Genomic DNA, 17,453 nt, shown 5'->3' on the forward strand with positions numbered 1-17,453 from the left:
TGTCGCGGTTCAGGCTGCTGTCGGTGGGCTGTTCCCGCCGATCGGCTGCTGATACGGATCAACAGACATCGGCGGATAGAACACCGATTTGCGATCCGGCCCGATCTCCACCCGCCATTCGGTGTGGTGCATCGTCCGATGATGATGACCGCACAACAAGATCAGATTGTCGAGATCCGTTGGGCCACCATCGTTCCAGTGAACAATATGATGGGCATCGCACCACCCCGATGGTGTCCCGCACCCCGGAAACGCACACCCGCCATCACGAACCGCCAACGCCCGCCGCTGGGGTACCGTCGCGGTCCTTGCTTCTTTGCCGCAGTCGAGCGGAACACCGTTCTCGTCCAACAAAATCCGGGTGACCGTGCAGTCGCACGCCAGCATCCGGGCAGTATCGATACTGATCGGACCTACCCAATCCGTCCACGCGAAACCCAGTTCCTGAGTCGACGGCAGTAGATCCTTCAATGCTTTGAGGTCGGTCATGTCTTTTGCACTGGCGGTGACTGTGATGTGCGGTTTCACTCCGCCTTCGATCGGACCCAGCCCCGCCCGCTCGTACCGCCGCAACAATTCGCAGAACCCATCCGCCCGTCGTAATGCCGGCGTGCGGGCGTCCTTGACGCCGTCCTTCTCCGGCGTCGGCGCCGACAGGCTCGACAGCAACGTGATCAGACGTGCCCCGTTCACAGCATCCAGGTCGCCCTTCACGGTCACCCGCCCGTACAAGCCTTTCGAGGCGTAGAACTCGTTACGCTCCGAATCCTCACCCACCGGAACGCCGTCTTCGCGTTTGCCGTACTGCTTCTCGATCCGCCGGATCGCTGCCCGCACCGCATCACAATCGGCGATGTTCTTCGACGCCAACCCCAACAGAATCCCGCGGGCCTTGTCCACATCCGCCAGGGTCATGTTCTTCGGCGGATGCTGACAAAACGACGCCACCTGCCGCGCCTTCAACGCATCCACGTCACCGCGATGGAATGCATCCGCGACAACAGGTTCGAGCATCAACAACCGCGCCAACCCGACCAGCAGGCTGCACTCACCGATCTCCAGATTCGTCGAACCATGCAACCACTGCGCGATCGCCCGAAAACCCTTCCCGCCGAGAACGTCCCGGGAAAACATCTCCACGATCAGCAACACCATCCGCGACTGCAATTCGTGTCGGGCGCGCACCAGATCCAGAACCTCACTCTTGAGGTCCTCGCCATCCAGCTGCCACGCTTCCCGACTGTCCATGCTCAAAGTTTAATCGAACATACTTTCGATAACCAGAGACAAACCGGACAACTTCGGGAACATGAAGACTTGAGACCTGTTGAAGTACATCACCATTCAGCTAGCCGTCAAAGACGACGCGATAGAGGACGTATCCCGCGAAACACACAATCGCAACAACGCACAGCACAAGCAGGATGTCGAAAAAGATGACCACGCTTCACCCCAATCAGTTCGACCCACCGGCCACTTCTCCGTGCGGAGAAATTCTCCAAGCGGAGAAGAGGATATCACGGTATCTTCTCTGCGTGGAGAAATCGACTCGAGAAGCACTTCTGGACGCCGGGCTCGACCTGCTGGGCCGGGTTGGGTTTCGAGCCTGGTCGATGAGAGGCGTCGAAGACGAGGCGGGCGTGCCACACGGCAGCGCACGGCACTACTTCGCAAACCAGCGTGGACTGATAGTCGAGGTGGTGCGACACCTTCTGGACGGTGATCTTCCTCGCCCGGGCGAGACGCCGAAGCAACAGGTGGCCCGGTGGCTGGGGCCGGAGTCCGGTCGCACTCGTGCTCGCTACGAACTGATCATCGCGGCATTCCACGATCCCGACCTCGCAGTGGAACTGGTGCGTGGTCGGGATCGGTTTGTCGACATCTTGATCGAACGCGGCATGACCTCGTCCGATGCAACGGAGTTGGTCGCAGCACTGGACGGGCTCGTTCTGGACGCACTGCTGCGCAGGCATGCTCCGGAAACCCTGGATCCCGAGCGAATCTTCAAGAGGTTCGCAGCGAAGTTCCCCTAGCCGTCCAGCTCGGCGAAGAGCTCCATCCACTGCTCTTCGGCGGCTTCCTTGTCGGCGATGACCTGCTTGAGTTCGGCGCCGAGCTTCTGCAGCTTGTCCGGGTCGGTGGCCGCGTCGGCGAGGGAAGCGTGCAGCTTCTTCTCTCGGTCGTCGAACTTCGCAATGGACCGCTCGAGCTTTGAAAGTTCCTTGCGTGCAGCGCGATCCGCGGCGCCGTCGCGGACCTGCTTGCTCTTCGACGCACCACTCGCCGTCGAGGCCACCGACGGGTTGTCGCCATCCCCCATTGCTGCGCGCCGACGCAGGTAGTCCTCGATACCGCCGGGCAGGTTGGTGAGCTTGCGGTCACCGAAGAGCGCCCAGGTGGTGTCACAGATGCGCTCGATCAGGTACCGGTCGTGCGAGATGACCACCATGGTGCCCGCCCAGCCGTCGAGCAGATCTTCGAGTTGCTGAAGCGTGTCGATGTCGAGATCGTTGGTCGGCTCGTCGAGAAGCAGGACGTTGGGCTCGGCCATGAGGACACGCGTCAACTGCAGACGTCGGCGCTCACCACCGGAGAGATCACCGACTGGGGTGCGCTGACGCGCCGGCGTGAAGCCCAACCGCTCAGCCAGCTGACCCGCCGATACTTCCTTGTCTCCCAGCGTGATTCGCTCGGCTACATCCTTGACCGCGTCGAGTACGCGCATGTCGGTCGGTAGATCGTCGAGTTCCTGCTTGAGCCAACCGATGTGGACGGTCTGCCCCTGAATGCGCTTTCCGGCGGCAGGCTCGAGTTCGCCGGCCAGAGTCCGCAGCAGAGTCGTCTTGCCCGAGCCGTTGACACCGACCAGGCCGACACGCTCACCTGGAGCGAGACGCCAGGTCAGATCCTCGACGAGTACACGGCCGTCCGGGGTCTCCAGACGCGCGTCTTCGAGTTCGATGACAACCTTGCCGAGCCGTCGCTGGGCGAAGGACGCAAGTGCCACCGCGTCACGAGGTGCCGGAACGTCGGCGATCAGAGCCTCTGCGGCTTCGATGCGGTACTTCGGCTTGGACGTACGGGCCGGCGCACCGCGGCGCAGCCATGCGAGTTCCTTGCGTGCAAGGTTGCGTCGACGCTCTTCGGAAGCGTCAGCCTGACGCGAACGCTCGGCGCGAGCGAACACCCAGTCGTTGTAGCCACCCTCGTAGCTTTCGACGCCGCCGCCGACAACCTCCCAGGTGCGGGTGGCGACGGTGTCGAGGAACCAGCGATCGTGGGTCACGACGACAAGCGCGCTGCGACGCGAGACGAGGTGCTCGGCCAACCACTGAACACCTTCGACGTCGAGGTGGTTGGTGGGCTCGTCGAGCACCAGCAGGTCGAGGTCCTGAACCAGGGCCGCAGCGAGAGCCACGCGGCGACGCTCACCGCCGGACAGGCCGTCGACCTTGGCATCCAATGCGGACCGCTCGCCGCCGGCGCCCAGGTTGTCGATGCCGATACCCGAGAGCACCGAACGGATGCGCGCGTCGCCGGCCCATTCGTGTTGCGCCACTCCGAGCGGCCCCAGGACCACTTCACCGACGGTGGAGCCGGGAGGCAGTACACCGCGCTGCGTCACGACGGCCATACGCAATCCGCCGACGCGGCTGACGCGTCCCGAATCCGGCTGCTCCACACCCGCGAGGACTTCGAGCATGGTCGTCTTACCGCCACCGTTGAGGCCGACGACGCCGATGCGCTCGCCCTCCTCGACGCCCAGGGAGACCCCGTCGAGCAACGGCTTGACGCCGAAAGACTTCGACACGTTTTCCAGATTGATCAGATTCGCCATCAGTGCTGTCCCTTTGCCGCATTGTCGAGTATTCGTGCTCCGGGAACGGGTCCGCTCGCCACGCGAACGGTGCGGCACACCCCCGCTCCCGCAAGTTCTGCGCTCACTTCCACCGCGGACTGTGCGTCGGCGCAGAGAAAGGCGCATGTCGGTCCGGAGCCGGAGACGATGCCGGCCAAAGCTCCGGCTTCGACACCCGCTCGCAGCGTCCGTCGTAGATCCGGGTTGAGTGAGAGTGCTGCCGCCTGCAGATCGTTGCCGAGCAGCGACGCAAGCAGATGAGCGTCACCCGTGGTCAGTGCCTGGATCAACGCATCGGCGCTCCCCACCCGTTTCGGGGAGCCTTCTGCCCGCAGCTTGTCCAGCTCGCGGAACACGACCGGTGTGCTCAAGCCACCCTTGGCCAGCGCCAACACCCAGTGAAAAGTGTGGCGGGTCAAGACGGGGACAAGTTGTTCGCCGCGGCCGGTTCCGAGGGCAGTGCCACCGTGCAGCGAGAACGGAACGTCACTCCCGAGGCGTGCCGCAAAAGCGTCGAGATCAGGCCGCGAGAAGTCGAGCTTCCACAAAGCATTGAGCGCAACCAAAGCGGCGGCTGCGTCGGCACTCCCGCCGGCCATTCCGCCTGCGACGGGGATGCCTTTCTCGATGACTATCTCGACGTTCGGGGCCACGCCACCCTCGACGGCGAGCATCTCGGCGGCACGCCACACGAGGTTGGTGCGATCGGTCGGCACGGCCGCGGCGTCGTCGCCGATCACCCGCACGGTCAAGGTGTCCGCAGGCGCCACCGTGAGGGTGTCTGCCAGCGACAAAGCCTGAAAAACCGTCGTCAGCTCGTGATAGCCGTCGTCTCGCAGGTCCCCGACGGCAAGGTGGAGATTCACCTTGGACGGGGCCCGGACGACTACGGGGCGTGGAACGACGGAGAGCACAAGGAACAACAATAGGCGCTGCGAACACCTGGGCGAAAACCTGCGACCGCCGCACCCCGTCCGACAGCCAGCACACCCACGCTATTTCACCGCGCGCACGCCTACGCCCAGACCGACCACCGCCACGCACACGGCGGCGACGAATCCTGCCAGAACGCTGCTCGACGCGAAGTCTCCGGCAAAGAGTGCCCGCTCGGCGTCTACGACGTAGCCGAGCGGATTGATGTTCACGAGGACCTTCATCCAACCTGGTGCGTCCTCGAGTGGAAGCATGGTTCCCGACAGTATCAGGAGCGGGAACATCAGCGTCTGCTGAACGACCCAGAACATCCAATCCTGCTCCCGCACAGCCAGAGCGAGAGCGTACGAGAGCGCACCGAGTCCGACGCCGAACACTCCCAGCAGGACTATCCCGAGCGCGGCGCCCGCTGCATTGACGTCCAATCCGAGCGGAAGTGCGACCAGAATGATCAGAATCGCCTGCGCGGCAAGCGGAACCATCTCCTTGCACGCTCGCCCGATCAACAAGGACGAGCGTCGGAGCGGAGTCACCAACATTCGCTCGTGCGATCCCTGCTGCATCTCCATCAAGAGGTTGGACCCGGTCATCGTCGTTCCGAAGATCGCGATCATCACCAACACACCGGGAATGAACCAATTCCATACGCCGTCACCGGTACCCGGAACCCCTTTGAGCAGAGGCCCGAACAACGCCAACAGGATCAGCGGCTGGATGAGGCTGAAGATGACGCTGACCGGGTCGCGCAACATCGGTCGCAGCTCACGGCCCATCACGATTGCGCTGTCTCGAACGATGTTGCCGTGCACGGTACGTGGGGTATCGAGTGTGATTGTCATGGCGGATTCCTGTTCGTCGAAGTTCTTTGTCGTGTTTCAGGAAGCGACCGCAGCGGCGCTCTCGCGCAGGCTGCGGCCGGTGAGAGTGAGGAAGACGTCGTCGAGAGTCGGCCTGGTGATGTCGGCAGTGAGTGCGAGGGCACCGCGGGCATCGGCTTCACGCAGCAACACCGGTAGCGTCGAATCACCCTCGCCGGCACGGATACTCACCGAACTTGCCTCGACGGTGACCCCACGCACAGTGACAAGTCGCTCGGCCACCGACGCCGCGATGGCAGCCGCTTCGGCGTTGTCGAACGTGAGCAACAAATGATCTCCGGCAAGATCAGCCTTGAGTGCGGCAGCGGTGTTGTCCGCGATAACAGTGCCCTCGTCGATGACGATGACCCGCTCTGCCATCGAATCCGCTTCTTCGAGGTAGTGCGTGGTCAGCACGATCGTGGTGCCCATCTCTCGCCGCAGCCGGAGGATGTGGTCCCAGAGGTTGGCCCGACTCTGCGGGTCCATGCCCGTGGTCGGCTCGTCGAGGAACAGGAGCGGTGGGCGATGGACCAGGCCCAGAGCGATATCGAGCCGCCGTCGCTGCCCGCCGGACAGCGTACTGACCTTTCGAGTACCCAACTCGGTGAGTTCGAGATCACGCAGCAATTCGTCGGCCCGGACCTGCGAGTCGCCCTTGGGCATTCCGTAGCACAACCCCTGCGTCACCAACTCGTCGCGAACCCGCTGGTTGTGGCCGGCTCCGTTCCCCTGTCCGACGTATCCGAGGCTGGAGCGCACCTCGTTTCGTGCCGCAGCGATGTCGAATCCCGCGATCCGCGCAGTACCGGAAGTGGGCTCGAGCAAGGTGGTCAGCATGCGCAACGTCGTCGATTTTCCGGCACCGTTCGGCCCAAGCAAGGCAACCAACTCGCCCTCCGCTACGTCGAGAGTGACTCCCTTGACTGCTTCCACGAGCTTCTTGCCCTGGGCGAAGTGCTTGGTGAGCGCCTTCGTCTCGATCATCGGTCCGCCGTCGTTGATGCGACTCATGATGTGGCCCCAATTTCTTCTCGATTGGTCGGATGCGGACCAACCTAAATTCAATTGAGGACGCATTGGGTCCTAAATGTTTGGCAGACTTCTGGCCATGAAGGAGACATCGGCTCGCCTACTGCGGTTGCTGTCACTGCTCCAGACGCGTCGAGACTGGTCCGGTGCCGAACTCGCGGACAAACTCGCGATCACCCCGCGCACAGTCAGACGTGACGTGGACCGCCTCCGCGATCTCGGCTACCCGGTCGACGCGACAGTCGGAGTCGGTGGCGGATATCGCCTGGGAGCGGGCGCGGAGATGCCCCCGCTACAGCTCGATGACGAAGAAGTGCTCGCGGTGGCACTTTCACTGCAGTCCGGAGCGACCGGCTCGGTGGTCGGCATCGGCGAGGCCTCGATGCGCGCGCTGGCGAAGCTGCGGCAGATCATGCCGTCGAGGCTGCGACACCGTCTGGAGTCGCTGTCGATCGATGTCGTGCCACGCGAGCCCGCCGCGAGCGCAGTCGATGCGTCGGTCTTGTCCGCCATCGCGTCGGTGTGCCACAACCACGAACGCCTGCGATTCGACTACAGCACTCACGACGGCACCCAGAGCCGGCGCGAGGTGGAACCGTACCGGCTCGTACGGTCGGGTGTCCGGTGGTATCTGGTGGCCTGGGATCTCGCTCGCGACGACTGGCGATCATTTCGCGTAGACAGAATGGAACCCAAGATCCCCACCGGCCCACGATTCGTGCCGCGGGAACTACCCGCCGGCGGTGCAGCAGACTTCGTTTCCCGCGGTGTCGCTCGGGCCTATTCCTCCACGCGCGCAACAGTTCTACTGCATGCACCCATCGAGCAGATAGAACCCATGGTCAACGAACAGTGGGGATCGGTGGAGTCCACCGACGAAGGGCGTTGCGTCATAGTGCTTTCGGGCACTTCTCTGCGATCGATCGCACACTGGCTCAGAGCTTTCGACGTCGATTTCACCGTTGTGAATCCACCTGAACTCCGCGAGGAATGCCGCACGATCGCGGCGGAAACGGCAGTCGCCACTCAGCGGTATCTCGATGCATGACAGCGTTTTTCACCCAAATACAACAAGACCCCAACTCCGAAGAGTTGGGGTCTTGTCAGTACGTCATGCGTCGGTTGCCCGACTCACATGGACGTCTTAGACGATGGTAACGCCGGTGGCCTGCGGGCCCTTGTTGCCCTGACCGATCTCGAACGCCACGCGCTGGTTCTCCTCGAGAGTGCGGAAGCCGCCACTCTGGATCTCGGAGTAGTGAACGAAGACGTCAGCACTGCCGTCTTCGGGAGCGATGAAGCCGAACCCCTTCTCGGAGTTGAACCACTTCACGATGCCCTCTGCCATGTAAATCTCCTCTAACACAGTGTCAACAGGCAGTCGCTTCGACCGCCCGGGTCACTTACTACGACCGTTCTGAGACAAATCCGTGGAGGATGTCCAAACGCTCGCAACCTAACCATTTGCGAGCGTGGAAACACAAACACAAACACTTACGACCAACACAAGTAGACCACACATCCGCCGTGTTGTCTTCCTTGAGGCCTTCATCACTGCCCAGCCCGTTGACAGGCATACCCCCTGGGGGTACCTTCGATTGCAGAGCGATACCTACACCGGGTATCCGTAAAATAGGCTTTCCACAACCGAAGGGATCTGCGATGACCACCGCCGAATACACCGTTTCCGGAATGACCTGCGGACACTGCGTCGGATCCGTCAAGGAAGAGATCGGCAACATCGCGGGAGTAACCGCGGTGGATGTCGAACTGGCGAGCGGACGCGTCGTTGTCACCAGCGATGCTCCCGTCTCCGCAGCCGACGTCGTCGCAGCAGTCGACGAAGCCGGCTACGCAGTCGTACCAAGCTGAGTCAGCCGTGCGCACCTCGACAACACTTGCCGCCTACGCCGTAGGGCTGGTCGCCGTCTTCGGCGCCGCCCTCGGCGTGGGGGCCGCAATCGGAAGCCCGATAGACATGTCCACCACCCAGCACAGCACCCACGAATCAACCACCGAATCGATGCCAGGCATGGATTCGGCAACACCTGCAGGTCTCGAAGTCTCCTCCGGCGGATACACACTCACCGATGTGACCGCACCCGGTCGAGCTGGGGAGCCGGGAACCTTGACCTTCCGGATTCTCGACGACACCAACACGCCCGTCGTCGATTTCGACCTCCTGCACGAGAAGAAACTCCACCTCATTGTCGTCCGAAACGACACCAGCGAATTCCGCCACGTACATCCGTCCCTCGCTGCAGACGGCACCTGGTCGATCGACTGGGCCTGGCCCGCCGCCGGCACCTACCGAGTCTTCGCGGACTTCGATCCCACCGACGGCACCCAACTGACACTCGGCCGAAACTTCGACGTGGCAGGCGAATTCACTCCTGCGCCGCTACCTGCGAAGAGCGCGACCGCAACCGTCGACGGATACACCGTGACTCTCGACGGTGATCTGACCACTGCCGGCGGCCCGATCACGCTGAGCGTTGCTCGCGACGGAGCCCCGGTCACCGATCTCGATCCGTACCTCGGTGCCTTCGGTCACCTCGTTGCCCTGCGCACCGGCGACCTCGCCTACCTGCACGTGCACCCCGAAGGCGAGCCAGGCGACGGCGTCACAGCTCCTGGTCCGGACATTTCCTTCCACGCACAGGCACCGAGCGAAGGCACATACCGGCTGTTCCTCGACTTCCAGCACGAAGGCGTGGTTCGGACCGCCGAATTCACTGTTGATGCAGGCACTTCCACGGCTTCAGTTCCAGACAATCACGAGGGAGGGCACTGATGACGTCACCGACTGCGGTCGACAATGCTGCCAACTCGAGCAGCGTCGAACTCGCGATCACCGGGATGACCTGCGCCTCCTGCGCGTCACGAATCGAGAAGAAGCTCAACAAGATCGACGGCGTCACAGCCACCGTCAACTACGCGACGGAAAAGGCCAAGGTCACCTTCCCGGACGGGGTGCCCGTCGAAGATCTGGTCACTGCCGTCGAGAATGCCGGCTATTCCGCCGCGCTCCCCAAACCGCCCAGCGCACCGGACACCGTCGACCCGGATGCGGAAACCCCGCAGGATCGTGATCTGCGCGAGCTTCGTACCCGCCTGATCATCTCGACTCTGCTCTCCGTGCCGGTCATCGCTATGGCAATGATTCCTGCGCTGCAGTTCGACAACTGGCAGTGGCTCTCCCTCACGCTGGCCGCACCGGTCATCGTGTGGGCGGCCCTCCCCTTCCACCGGGCTGCCTGGGTGAACCTGCGTCACGGCGCGGCCACGATGGACACGCTCATCTCGCTGGGCACCATCTCGGCCTTCGTCTGGTCGCTCTACGCACTGTTCTTCGGCACTGCGGGCGAAGCCGGTATGAAGCACGCCTTCCGGCTGACGGTCGACCGGATGGACGGCAGCGCCAACATCTACCTCGAAGTTGCCGCGGGCGTCATCACGTTCGTGCTGGCCGGACGCTACTTCGAGCACAAGTCCAAGCGCACGTCCGGCGCCGCACTACGCGCACTCATGGAGCTCGGTGCAAAAGACGTCGCGGTATTGCGCAACGGCGTCGAAGTACGAATCCCCGCCGAAGAACTGGCAGCGGGCGACTCCTTCATCGTCCGGCCCGGCGAGAAGATCGCCACCGACGGCATCATCACCGAGGGCCGCTCAGCCGTCGACATGAGCATGTTGACGGGTGAATCCGTGCCTGAGGAAGTCGGTGTCGGGGACACTGTCGTCGGCGCCACCGTCAACGTCGGTGGAACCTTGACCGTCGAGGCAACCCGGGTCGGGAGCGACACCCAACTCGCCCAGATGGCGGCACTGGTCGAAGACGCCCAGAACGGCAAGGCCGAAGTTCAGCGCCTCGCCGATCGGATCGCCGGTATCTTCGTACCGGTCGTCATCGCGATTGCCGTTGCGACACTGGGCTACTGGCTCGGTACCGGTAACCCTATCGAGATGGCCTTCACCGCTGCGGTCGCCGTGCTGATCATCGCGTGCCCCTGTGCCCTCGGATTGGCAACGCCCACAGCCCTGTTGGTGGGCACGGGTCGCGGAGCTCAGATGGGAATCCTCATCAAGGGACCCGAGGTGCTCGAATCGACGCGCGCAGTCGACACCGTCGTGCTCGACAAGACGGGAACCGTCACCACCGGTCAGATGACATTGCTGGACACCGTGGTGGGCGAAGGAACAACCGTCGACGAGGTCCTTCGGCTGGCGGGCGCACTCGAACATCGCTCCGAGCACCCCATCGCCGCAGCGATCGCGAAGGGTGCGACCGAAGCTGTGGGCGAATTGCCTACGGTCGAGGATTTCGTGAACGTCGCCGGGCGCGGCGTGCAGGGAATGGTCGACGGTCACGCAGTCGTCGCGGGCCGAGACGCGCTGCTCGCCGACTGGTCGATGCCGTTGCCGGAAAATCTCCGCGAGGCGAAGGCTGCAGCAGAGAAGGCCGGGCGCACCGCAATCGCGGTGGGCTGGGACGGCAAGGCGCACGGCATCCTCGTGATCGCCGACGCGGTCAAGGACACGAGCGCCGAAGCAATCGCGCAGTTGAAAGCACTCGGCCTCGAACCGGTTCTGCTGACCGGTGACAACGCCACCGTTGCTCGCACTGTCGCGGATCAGGTCGGGATCAGCACCGTCTTCGCCGAGGTCATGCCTGCGGACAAGGTCGACGCCGTCAAGAAACTGCAGGCGGAAGGACGCGTCGTGGCCATGGTCGGCGACGGCGTGAACGACGCGGCAGCCCTGGCTCAGGCCGATCTCGGCCTGGCGATGGGCACGGGTACCGACGTTGCGATCGAGGCCAGCGACATCACTCTGGTGCGAGGTGACCTGCGGTCGGCAGCCGATGCAATTCGACTGTCCCGCAAGACGCTCAAGACCATCAAGGGCAACCTGTTCTGGGCATTCGCCTACAACACGGCTGCGATCCCGCTGGCTGCGGCCGGCCTGCTCAACCCGATGCTCGCCGGTGCCGCAATGGCATTCAGCAGTGTGTTCGTGGTGAGCAACAGCCTGAGGTTGCGGCGGTTCAAATAAGGGGGCAAGCCCCTGTGCGCGGTTAGGGAGTCCCTGCACTCCTTAACCGCGCACGGGACTATTCGCCTCCAGCCAGCCGAACGAAGGCTGCTGCGTCGAGCATCTCACCACGCGTCTGTGGCTCGATGCCGGCAGCGAGGAGCCGTCGTTCGGCCTCGGCAGGCGAACCTGCCCAACCGCTGAGCGCGGCACGCAAAGTCTTGCGGCGCTGCGCGAATGCGGCGTCGATCGCCGCAAAAACCTGCTTGCGGTGTTTCTCGTCCATCGGCCACGGCGGCTCCGCATACCGGTCGATACGAACCAGACCTGATTCCACCTTCGGCACCGGCCAGAACACGTTGCGTCCGACGGCACCGGCGCGGCGAACCTCGCCGAAGAAGTTGGCCTTGACGCTGGGAACGCCGTAGATCTTGCTTCCCGGATCAGCCGCCAGGCGATCGGCAACCTCGGCTTGCACCATCACGAGCGCGGTCCGCAGACTCGGGAGCGATGCGAACAGATGCAACAGCACCGGCACCGCGACGTTGTACGGCAGGTTCGCGACAAGCGCGGTCGGCTCGCCGGGAATCTGCGAAGGCAGCACACGCATCGCGTCGGCTTCGACGACGGTCAGGCGATCGGCCAGTTCCGGCGCTCGCTCGGCCACCGTCTTCGGCAGGCGAGCCGCGAGGTTGGGATCGATCTCGACCGCGATGACCCGATCGACCACGTCCATCAGCGCCATCGTCAGCGAACCGAGACCAGGCCCTACCTCGAGAACGACGTCGTCACGTGTCACGCCTGCCGTGGTGACGATGCGCCTCACGGTATTGGCGTCGTGAACGAAGTTCTGCCCCAACTGTTTCGTGGGCCGGACACCGAATTCCTCGGCAAGAGCGCGCACCTCGACCGGACCGAGCAGGGCTGCCTGCCCGCGCGGAGTAGCGATGGGTTCGTTCGATTGTTCGGCGTCTGACACCAGTAGAACTTATCCCAGTCCGAGGCGACCCGAGCACGACGGCCATGCGCCCCAGCCCTGAGTGCGCTGGGTCTGTGTCGCAATCGCGATCTGTTCTTCACGGGTGGCGAGGTCGGCGCGGGGCGCATACTTCAACCCGCCCTGTCGTTCCCAGGTGTTCTGATCGAACTGCACGCCGCCGTAGAAACCGTTGCCGGTGTTGATGGCCCAGTTACCGGTGGCCTCGCACTGTGCGAGCGCATCCCACGTCGAACCGTTCTCCACGGGCGGCACCTCGGTGCCCGGCTTCGTTCCGACACGCACGACCTTCGGCTGCGCCGGTGTGGTGATCGTCTCCGCGACCTGGGCACGTCCGGCTTCGACACCGTTGACGAGATTCACGGCGAACGTCACGTCACGCACACCGGGCACGCCCGGGTTCTCGACGATCGTGCGACTCTGGTTCATCGTCGGATCCTCGATGCGCTGATCCGGCGGATCGAGCGGCAAGGTCTCGACCTTGTTCTCGGTGCGGTTGCGCGTCACCGTGACCTCCAGGCCCTCGGTCAGTGGAGCGTCGGCGGCGGGAACCACCGTGTCCGACTGCTCGAGCGGAGTGCCGTTGGCGGTAAGGAACTCCCCGACCGTCGGCGCCGCGATACGCACGTCTGCTGCCGCGTTTGCGCCGTCGACCAGTTTTGCGACGACCGGTGTCAGCACGTCGAGCGCGGCGCCGTCCAGCGGAAGACGCTGCGAGCGCGAAGCCGACACGTGCACATCCGCCGCGACGTCCAACTGCTTCAACGCGTCGTCGACGGTCAAGGCAGTGGTCCAGAGCTTCTGCGGCTGACCGTCGACCGTCAGCGTGATCTCACGGGCACGACGGAGCACCACGGTGTCGCCGTCGGACAGCGAAGCGTCGGCCGCGGGAGCAACTGCATCCTTGTCACCGATCGGGTAGCCCGCGTCCTCGAGAGCGCCGTCGACGTTGGTCGACATGGTGCTCAGGCGAATCTGCTCACCGTCGACATCGAGAGTGATGGTCTTGTGCCGGACGACGGCCAGAACACCACCCACGAGAACCGTCAGGAGAAGAGCGGCGATCGCCGAGTACAACAACGGCGACCTGGTCGAGTTGATCTTGGCGAACGGTGACATCGGTTCCTGTGTTCTGTGAGGTGTGAGCGCGTCAGCGCAGGCCCAATTTGCTGGTGCAGGACGGCCAAGCACCCCAGCCCTGACCGGCGCGGACCTTCTCGCCGATCGCGATCTGCTGTTCACGTGATGCGAGGTCGGCGCGAGCTGCGTACTGACCGCCGCCGAATGCTTCCCAGGTGCTCTGGGTGAACTGAAGTCCTCCGTAGAAACCGTTGCCGGTGTTGATGGCCCAGTTTCCGGTCGCCTCGCACTGAGCAATGGCATCCCACGTCGACGCGTTGGACACAGCGGGAGCGGAAGCCTGCTTGGTACCGACCTTCACCACTGCTGCGACCGGTTCCTTGATCACGGTCGCGGACAGTTCGGTTCGTCCGGCCTCGACGCCGTTGACGGTCTTGACCTCGACAGTGGCCGTGCGCTCACCCGGAACACCCGGGTTCTCGACGACGGTCTTGTCCTTCTCCAGCTCGGGATCTTCGACCTTGTTCTCCGGCGGCGCGATCGGCTGCGTCTCGACGCGAGTGTCCGTGCGGTCGCGCGTGACCTGGATGGTCAGGCCGTTGGTAACGGGTGTCTCGGCGGTGGGAACCACCGAGTCGGCCTGCTCGAGCGGCGCATTCTTGGCCGCGAGAAGATCGCCGACGGTCACGGCGGCGAGCTTGACCTCCGCCGCGGGAGCGCCACCGTCGCTGACGCTGACGGTCTTCGGGCTGACGACGTCGAGCTCGGTCCGTTCGAGCGGCAGACGATGCGAGCGCGAAGCCGAGACTGCGAAGTCGTCGGAAACATCTACCTGCTTCAATGCCTCGTCGACCGTCAATGCGGTGGTCCAGATGGTGGTCGGCTGACCGTCGACGGTCAGAGCCAACTCACGGGCACGGCGCAGTACGACGGTATCGCCATCGGACAGGGAGGAATCGGCACTGGGTGCGAGCGCGTCCTTGGGATCGACCGGGTATCCGGCGTCCTCGAGAGCGGTACCGACGCTGCTCGACATCGTGGACAGCGAAATCATGTCGCCGTCGACATCGAGGGTGATCGTCTTGTGCCGAACCACGGCGAGCGCACCCCCGACGATGAGCGTCAGAAGCAACGCACCCACCACTGAATAGAGAAGTGGTGACTTCGTGGAGTTGATCTTGGCAAAAGGCGACACAGGAAATCCCAAGGCAGACGACGTTCGATCACAATACGGTAACGACCGAGCGTTGTATCGGCAACCAAATCACAACGAAATGCGACTTTTGTCACGGAACGGCAACGGCGTGTCGTGTGTTCTGCACTTTCCGGCTCCGATACCCGTGTATCGATTCAGCTCTGGGCGCAGTATGTTCTCGTCTGGTTCAAAGCAGTCCGGCGATCCCGGGCGCGACAGAAGAAAGCTGGGCGATAGTGCGAAGAAGATTCGACAGACCACGTAATGCCAGGTGGCCGATCCTGGCCATCCTGCTGGCGCTGATCGCAGCGCTGTTCGCCCCCGGAATCGCGAGCGCGCAACCCGGCCGCACCTACACGATCGCCACCGATCTGACATTCGCCCCGTTCGAATTCGAGAACGAAGACGGCAAACTCGTCGGCATCGACATCGACCTGCTCAATGCGATCGCCGAGGACCAAGGCTTCAAGGTCGACATCAAGCAGCTCGGCTTCGACGCGGCCCTTCAGGCCGTGCAGGCCGGGCAGGCGGACGGCGTCATCGCGGGTATGTCCATCACCGACGCCCGCAAGCAGGTGTTCGACTTCTCCGACCCGTACTTCGAGTCGGGCGTGCAGATGGCGGTCCTCGAGACCGACAACGACGTGAAGTCGTACGAGGATCTGAGGGGCAAGCGCGTCGCCGTCAAGAACGGCACCGAGGGCGCCAGCTTCGCCGAGTCCATCAAGGACCAATACGGCTTCACCACAGTCTATTTCGCCGACTCCGCCAGCATGTACGACGAGGTCCGCACCGGGAACTCCGTCGCAGTCTTCGACGACTACCCCGTCCTCGCCTACGGCATCACACAGGGCAACGGCCTCAAGACGGTCACCGAAAAAGAGGTGGGCGCGAGCTACGGCTTCGCAGTCAACAAGGGCCAGAACGCCGAACTGCTCCAGATGTTCAACGCCGGACTGCAGAACCTGCGCGACGACGGCCAGTACGACGAAATCGTCTCGACCTACCTCGGTCAGGGCGCGTCGACGTCGGACAACTCCATCATCGGCTTGATCAAGAGCACCTACCCGCAGCTTCTCAAGGGCCTGTGGTTGACGATCGTTCTCTCCGTCGTCTCGATCGCGATCGCTCTGGTCCTAGGCGCGATCTTCGGTCTCTGCCGCGTGTCCACCAACATGTTCGTCCGAGGTATAGGCACAACCTACGTCGACATCTTCCGCGGCACACCGCTGTTGGTGCAGGCATTCTTCATCTACTTCGGCATCCCGGCAGCCCTGCATTTCCAGATGTCCGCCTTCACCGCAGGCATCATCACGCTCTCGCTCAACGCCGGCGCGTACATGGCTGAAATCGTCCGCGGCGGCATCCTGTCCGTCGACAAGGGACAGATGGAGGCGTCACGAAGCCTGGGCATCAGCTACATGAAGTCGATGCGAAAAGTCATCATGCCGCAGGCAATTCGCACGATGATCCCGTCGTACATCAACCAGTTCGTGATCACCCTCAAGGACACGTCGATCCTGTCGGTCATCGGACTCGCCGAGCTCACTCAGACAGGGCGCATCATCATCGCGCGCAACTTCCAGTCGTTCAACATGTGGCTGATCATCGGCGTCATGTACTTCATCATCATCATGGCGCTCACCAAGCTGTCGAACCGCCTCGAGAAGAGGATCAACAAGTGACCGAAACAGCCGTCAACATGGGCAAGTCCGCCACCGAGGTCAAGATTTCGGTCAAGGGACTGAAGAAGTCGTTCGGCGACAACGAGGTCCTCAAGGGCCTGGACGTCGACATCAAGAGCGGTGAAGTGGTCTGCGTCATCGGGCCTTCCGGTTCCGGCAAGTCGACCTTCCTGCGTTGCCTCAACCGCCTCGAAGACATCACCGCCGGATCCGTGCGCGTCGACCAGTTCGACCTCACGAACAAGGATGTCGACATCGACAAGGTGCGCCAGCACATCGGGATGGTGTTCCAGCACTTCAACCTGTTCCCCCACATGAGCGTCGTCGAAAACGTGATGCTCGCTCCGGTGCAGACCGGGCGATCGACCAAGGAGCAAGCTCGCGAGATCGCCGTCAAACTGCTCGGCCAGGTCGGTCTCGCGGAGAAGGCAGATGCCAAGCCCGCCAGCCTGTCCGGTGGGCAGAAGCAGCGCGTTGCCATCGCCCGCGCACTCGCGATGAGTCCGGACATCATGCTCTTCGACGAGGCCACCAGCGCCCTCGACCCCGAAATGGTGGGTGAGGTTCTGCAGGTGCTGCGCGACCTCGCCAAGCAGGGCATGACCATGGTCGTCGTGACCCACGAGATGGGCTTCGCCCGTGAGGTTTCCGACCGAGTCATCTTCATGGCCGACGGATACATCGTCGAAGAAGGTAAGCCGGAGAGTCTGTTCGGCAACCCCCAGCAGCAGCGCACCCAGGACTTCCTGGCGAAGGTTCTCTAGGGGCAAGCCCCCTGTGC

Annotated in this window: 16 protein-coding genes; 7 read left to right on the forward strand and 9 right to left on the reverse strand. The window is 63.2% G+C overall.

All coding sequences use genetic code 11. From position 1 onward, the window contains the following. Positions 1–9: 9 nt before the first annotated feature. Positions 10–1,248 (reverse strand): HNH endonuclease signature motif containing protein, encoded by a 1,239-nt coding sequence (locus ATN38_RS04130; protein ID WP_218747617.1) that lies wholly within the window; start codon positions 1,246–1,248, stop codon positions 10–12. A 287-nt stretch (positions 1,249–1,535) separates the two neighbouring features. Between ATN38_RS04130 and ATN38_RS04135 the strand changes: the two genes are divergently transcribed. Then, positions 1,536–2,033: a TetR/AcrR family transcriptional regulator gene (locus ATN38_RS04135; RefSeq protein ID WP_047272611.1), complete on the forward strand. Its 498-nt coding sequence runs from the start codon at positions 1,536–1,538 to the stop codon at positions 2,031–2,033. On the opposite strand, the gene ATN38_RS04140 is transcribed toward ATN38_RS04135, so the two are convergent. The 4 genes from ATN38_RS04140 to ATN38_RS04155 form a co-directional block, all read right to left on the reverse strand. Continuing rightward, positions 2,030–3,838 carry an ABC-F family ATP-binding cassette domain-containing protein gene (locus ATN38_RS04140; protein WP_003946255.1) on the reverse strand — a complete coding sequence of 603 codons (1,809 nt, stop codon included), beginning with the start codon at positions 3,836–3,838 and terminating at the stop codon, positions 2,030–2,032. The two genes, ATN38_RS04135 and ATN38_RS04140, sit on opposite strands and share 4 nt — an antisense overlap. Beyond that, entirely contained in the window at positions 3,838–4,773 is a 936-nt protein-coding gene (locus ATN38_RS04145) for a 4-(cytidine 5'-diphospho)-2-C-methyl-D-erythritol kinase (protein WP_042921272.1), read from the reverse strand. The genes ATN38_RS04140 and ATN38_RS04145 overlap by 1 nt, the downstream gene beginning before the upstream one ends. Positions 4,774–4,854: 81 nt before the next feature. Beyond that, positions 4,855–5,631, reverse strand: a complete 777-nt coding sequence (locus ATN38_RS04150) for an ABC transporter permease (RefSeq protein ID WP_218747618.1) — start codon at positions 5,629–5,631, stop codon at positions 4,855–4,857. A gap of 36 nt (positions 5,632–5,667) precedes the next feature. Further along, a complete protein-coding gene (locus ATN38_RS04155) occupies positions 5,668–6,663 on the reverse strand; it encodes an ABC transporter ATP-binding protein (RefSeq protein WP_118603533.1) in 996 nt (331 codons plus the stop codon). A 97-nt stretch (positions 6,664–6,760) separates the two neighbouring features. Here ATN38_RS04155 and ATN38_RS04160 point away from each other — a divergent pair, with 97 nt between their 5' ends. Then, positions 6,761–7,729 (forward strand): YafY family protein, encoded by a 969-nt coding sequence (locus tag ATN38_RS04160; protein ID WP_218747619.1) that lies wholly within the window; start codon positions 6,761–6,763, stop codon positions 7,727–7,729. Between the two features lie 96 nt (positions 7,730–7,825). Here the strand turns inward: ATN38_RS04160 and ATN38_RS04165 are convergent, their stop codons facing one another. Next, positions 7,826–8,029 (reverse strand): cold-shock protein, encoded by a 204-nt coding sequence (locus ATN38_RS04165; RefSeq protein ID WP_003946232.1) that lies wholly within the window; start codon positions 8,027–8,029, stop codon positions 7,826–7,828. A gap of 314 nt (positions 8,030–8,343) precedes the next feature. On the opposite strand from ATN38_RS04165, the gene ATN38_RS04170 reads away from it, so the two are divergent. From ATN38_RS04170 to ATN38_RS04180, 3 genes are read left to right on the forward strand one after another with little or no spacing between them, the layout of a single operon-like run. Then, positions 8,344–8,553: a heavy-metal-associated domain-containing protein gene (locus ATN38_RS04170; protein ID WP_003946267.1), complete on the forward strand. Its 210-nt coding sequence runs from the start codon at positions 8,344–8,346 to the stop codon at positions 8,551–8,553. Between the two features lie 7 nt (positions 8,554–8,560). Beyond that, positions 8,561–9,475, forward strand: coding sequence for a hypothetical protein (locus ATN38_RS04175; protein ID WP_007729015.1), 915 nt, complete (start codon positions 8,561–8,563; stop codon positions 9,473–9,475). After that, positions 9,475–11,736: a cation-translocating P-type ATPase gene (locus tag ATN38_RS04180; protein WP_003946240.1), complete on the forward strand. Its 2,262-nt coding sequence runs from the start codon at positions 9,475–9,477 to the stop codon at positions 11,734–11,736. Before ATN38_RS04175 ends, ATN38_RS04180 begins: the two co-directional genes overlap by 1 nt. Positions 11,737–11,794: 58 nt before the next feature. Here ATN38_RS04180 and rsmA read toward each other — a convergent pair whose 3' ends face one another. Genes rsmA through ATN38_RS04195 form a run of 3 tightly spaced genes read right to left on the reverse strand, consistent with a single transcriptional unit; the run spans position 11,795 to position 14,987 of the window. After that, a complete protein-coding gene (gene rsmA, locus ATN38_RS04185; RefSeq protein ID WP_003946263.1) occupies positions 11,795–12,694 on the reverse strand; it encodes a 16S rRNA (adenine(1518)-N(6)/adenine(1519)-N(6))-dimethyltransferase RsmA in 900 nt (299 codons plus the stop codon). Positions 12,695–12,703: 9 nt separating this feature from the next. Continuing rightward, the gene (locus ATN38_RS04190) at positions 12,704–13,831 is read right to left on the reverse strand and encodes a resuscitation-promoting factor (RefSeq protein WP_030536312.1); all 1,128 of its coding nucleotides are present in this window, start codon (positions 13,829–13,831) and stop codon (positions 12,704–12,706) included. 31 nt (positions 13,832–13,862) lie between these two features. Further along, the gene (locus ATN38_RS04195; protein WP_007729018.1) at positions 13,863–14,987 is read right to left on the reverse strand and encodes a resuscitation-promoting factor; all 1,125 of its coding nucleotides are present in this window, start codon (positions 14,985–14,987) and stop codon (positions 13,863–13,865) included. A gap of 236 nt (positions 14,988–15,223) precedes the next feature. Between ATN38_RS04195 and ATN38_RS04200 the strand changes: the two genes are divergently transcribed. Continuing rightward, on the forward strand, positions 15,224–16,672 hold the full coding sequence (locus tag ATN38_RS04200) for an amino acid ABC transporter substrate-binding protein/permease (protein ID WP_003946214.1): 1,449 nt from the start codon (positions 15,224–15,226) through the stop codon (positions 16,670–16,672). Further along, on the forward strand, positions 16,669–17,436 hold the full coding sequence (locus ATN38_RS04205) for an amino acid ABC transporter ATP-binding protein (protein WP_003946239.1): 768 nt from the start codon (positions 16,669–16,671) through the stop codon (positions 17,434–17,436). The genes ATN38_RS04200 and ATN38_RS04205 overlap by 4 nt, the downstream gene beginning before the upstream one ends. The last annotated feature ends 17 nt before the right edge of the window (positions 17,437–17,453 follow it).

It is taken from the genome of Rhodococcus sp. FH8, assembly GCF_019266085.1.
GTDB classification, from domain to species: domain Bacteria; phylum Actinomycetota; class Actinomycetes; order Mycobacteriales; family Mycobacteriaceae; genus Rhodococcus_F; species Rhodococcus_F qingshengii.

Bases quoted from the DNA above. Each gene is read 5' to 3' on its own strand.
- ATN38_RS04130 (WP_218747617.1), bottom strand. From the start codon at position 1,248: ATGGACAGTCGGGAAGCGTGGCAGCTGGATGGCGAGGACCTCAAGAGT.
- ATN38_RS04140 (WP_003946255.1), bottom strand. From the start codon at position 3,838: ATGGCGAATCTGATCAATCTGGAAAACGTGTCGAAGTCTTTCGGCGTC.
- ATN38_RS04150 (WP_218747618.1), bottom strand. From the start codon at position 5,631: ATGACAATCACACTCGATACCCCACGTACCGTGCACGGCAACATCGTT.
- ATN38_RS04155 (WP_118603533.1), bottom strand. From the start codon at position 6,663: ATGAGTCGCATCAACGACGGCGGACCGATGATCGAGACGAAGGCGCTC.
- ATN38_RS04160 (WP_218747619.1), top strand. From the start codon at position 6,761: ATGAAGGAGACATCGGCTCGCCTACTGCGGTTGCTGTCACTGCTCCAG.
- ATN38_RS04165 (WP_003946232.1), bottom strand. From the start codon at position 8,029: ATGGCAGAGGGCATCGTGAAGTGGTTCAACTCCGAGAAGGGGTTCGGC.
- ATN38_RS04170 (WP_003946267.1), top strand. From the start codon at position 8,344: ATGACCACCGCCGAATACACCGTTTCCGGAATGACCTGCGGACACTGC.
- ATN38_RS04180 (WP_003946240.1), top strand. From the start codon at position 9,475: ATGACGTCACCGACTGCGGTCGACAATGCTGCCAACTCGAGCAGCGTC.
- ATN38_RS04190 (WP_030536312.1), bottom strand. From the start codon at position 13,831: ATGTCACCGTTCGCCAAGATCAACTCGACCAGGTCGCCGTTGTTGTAC.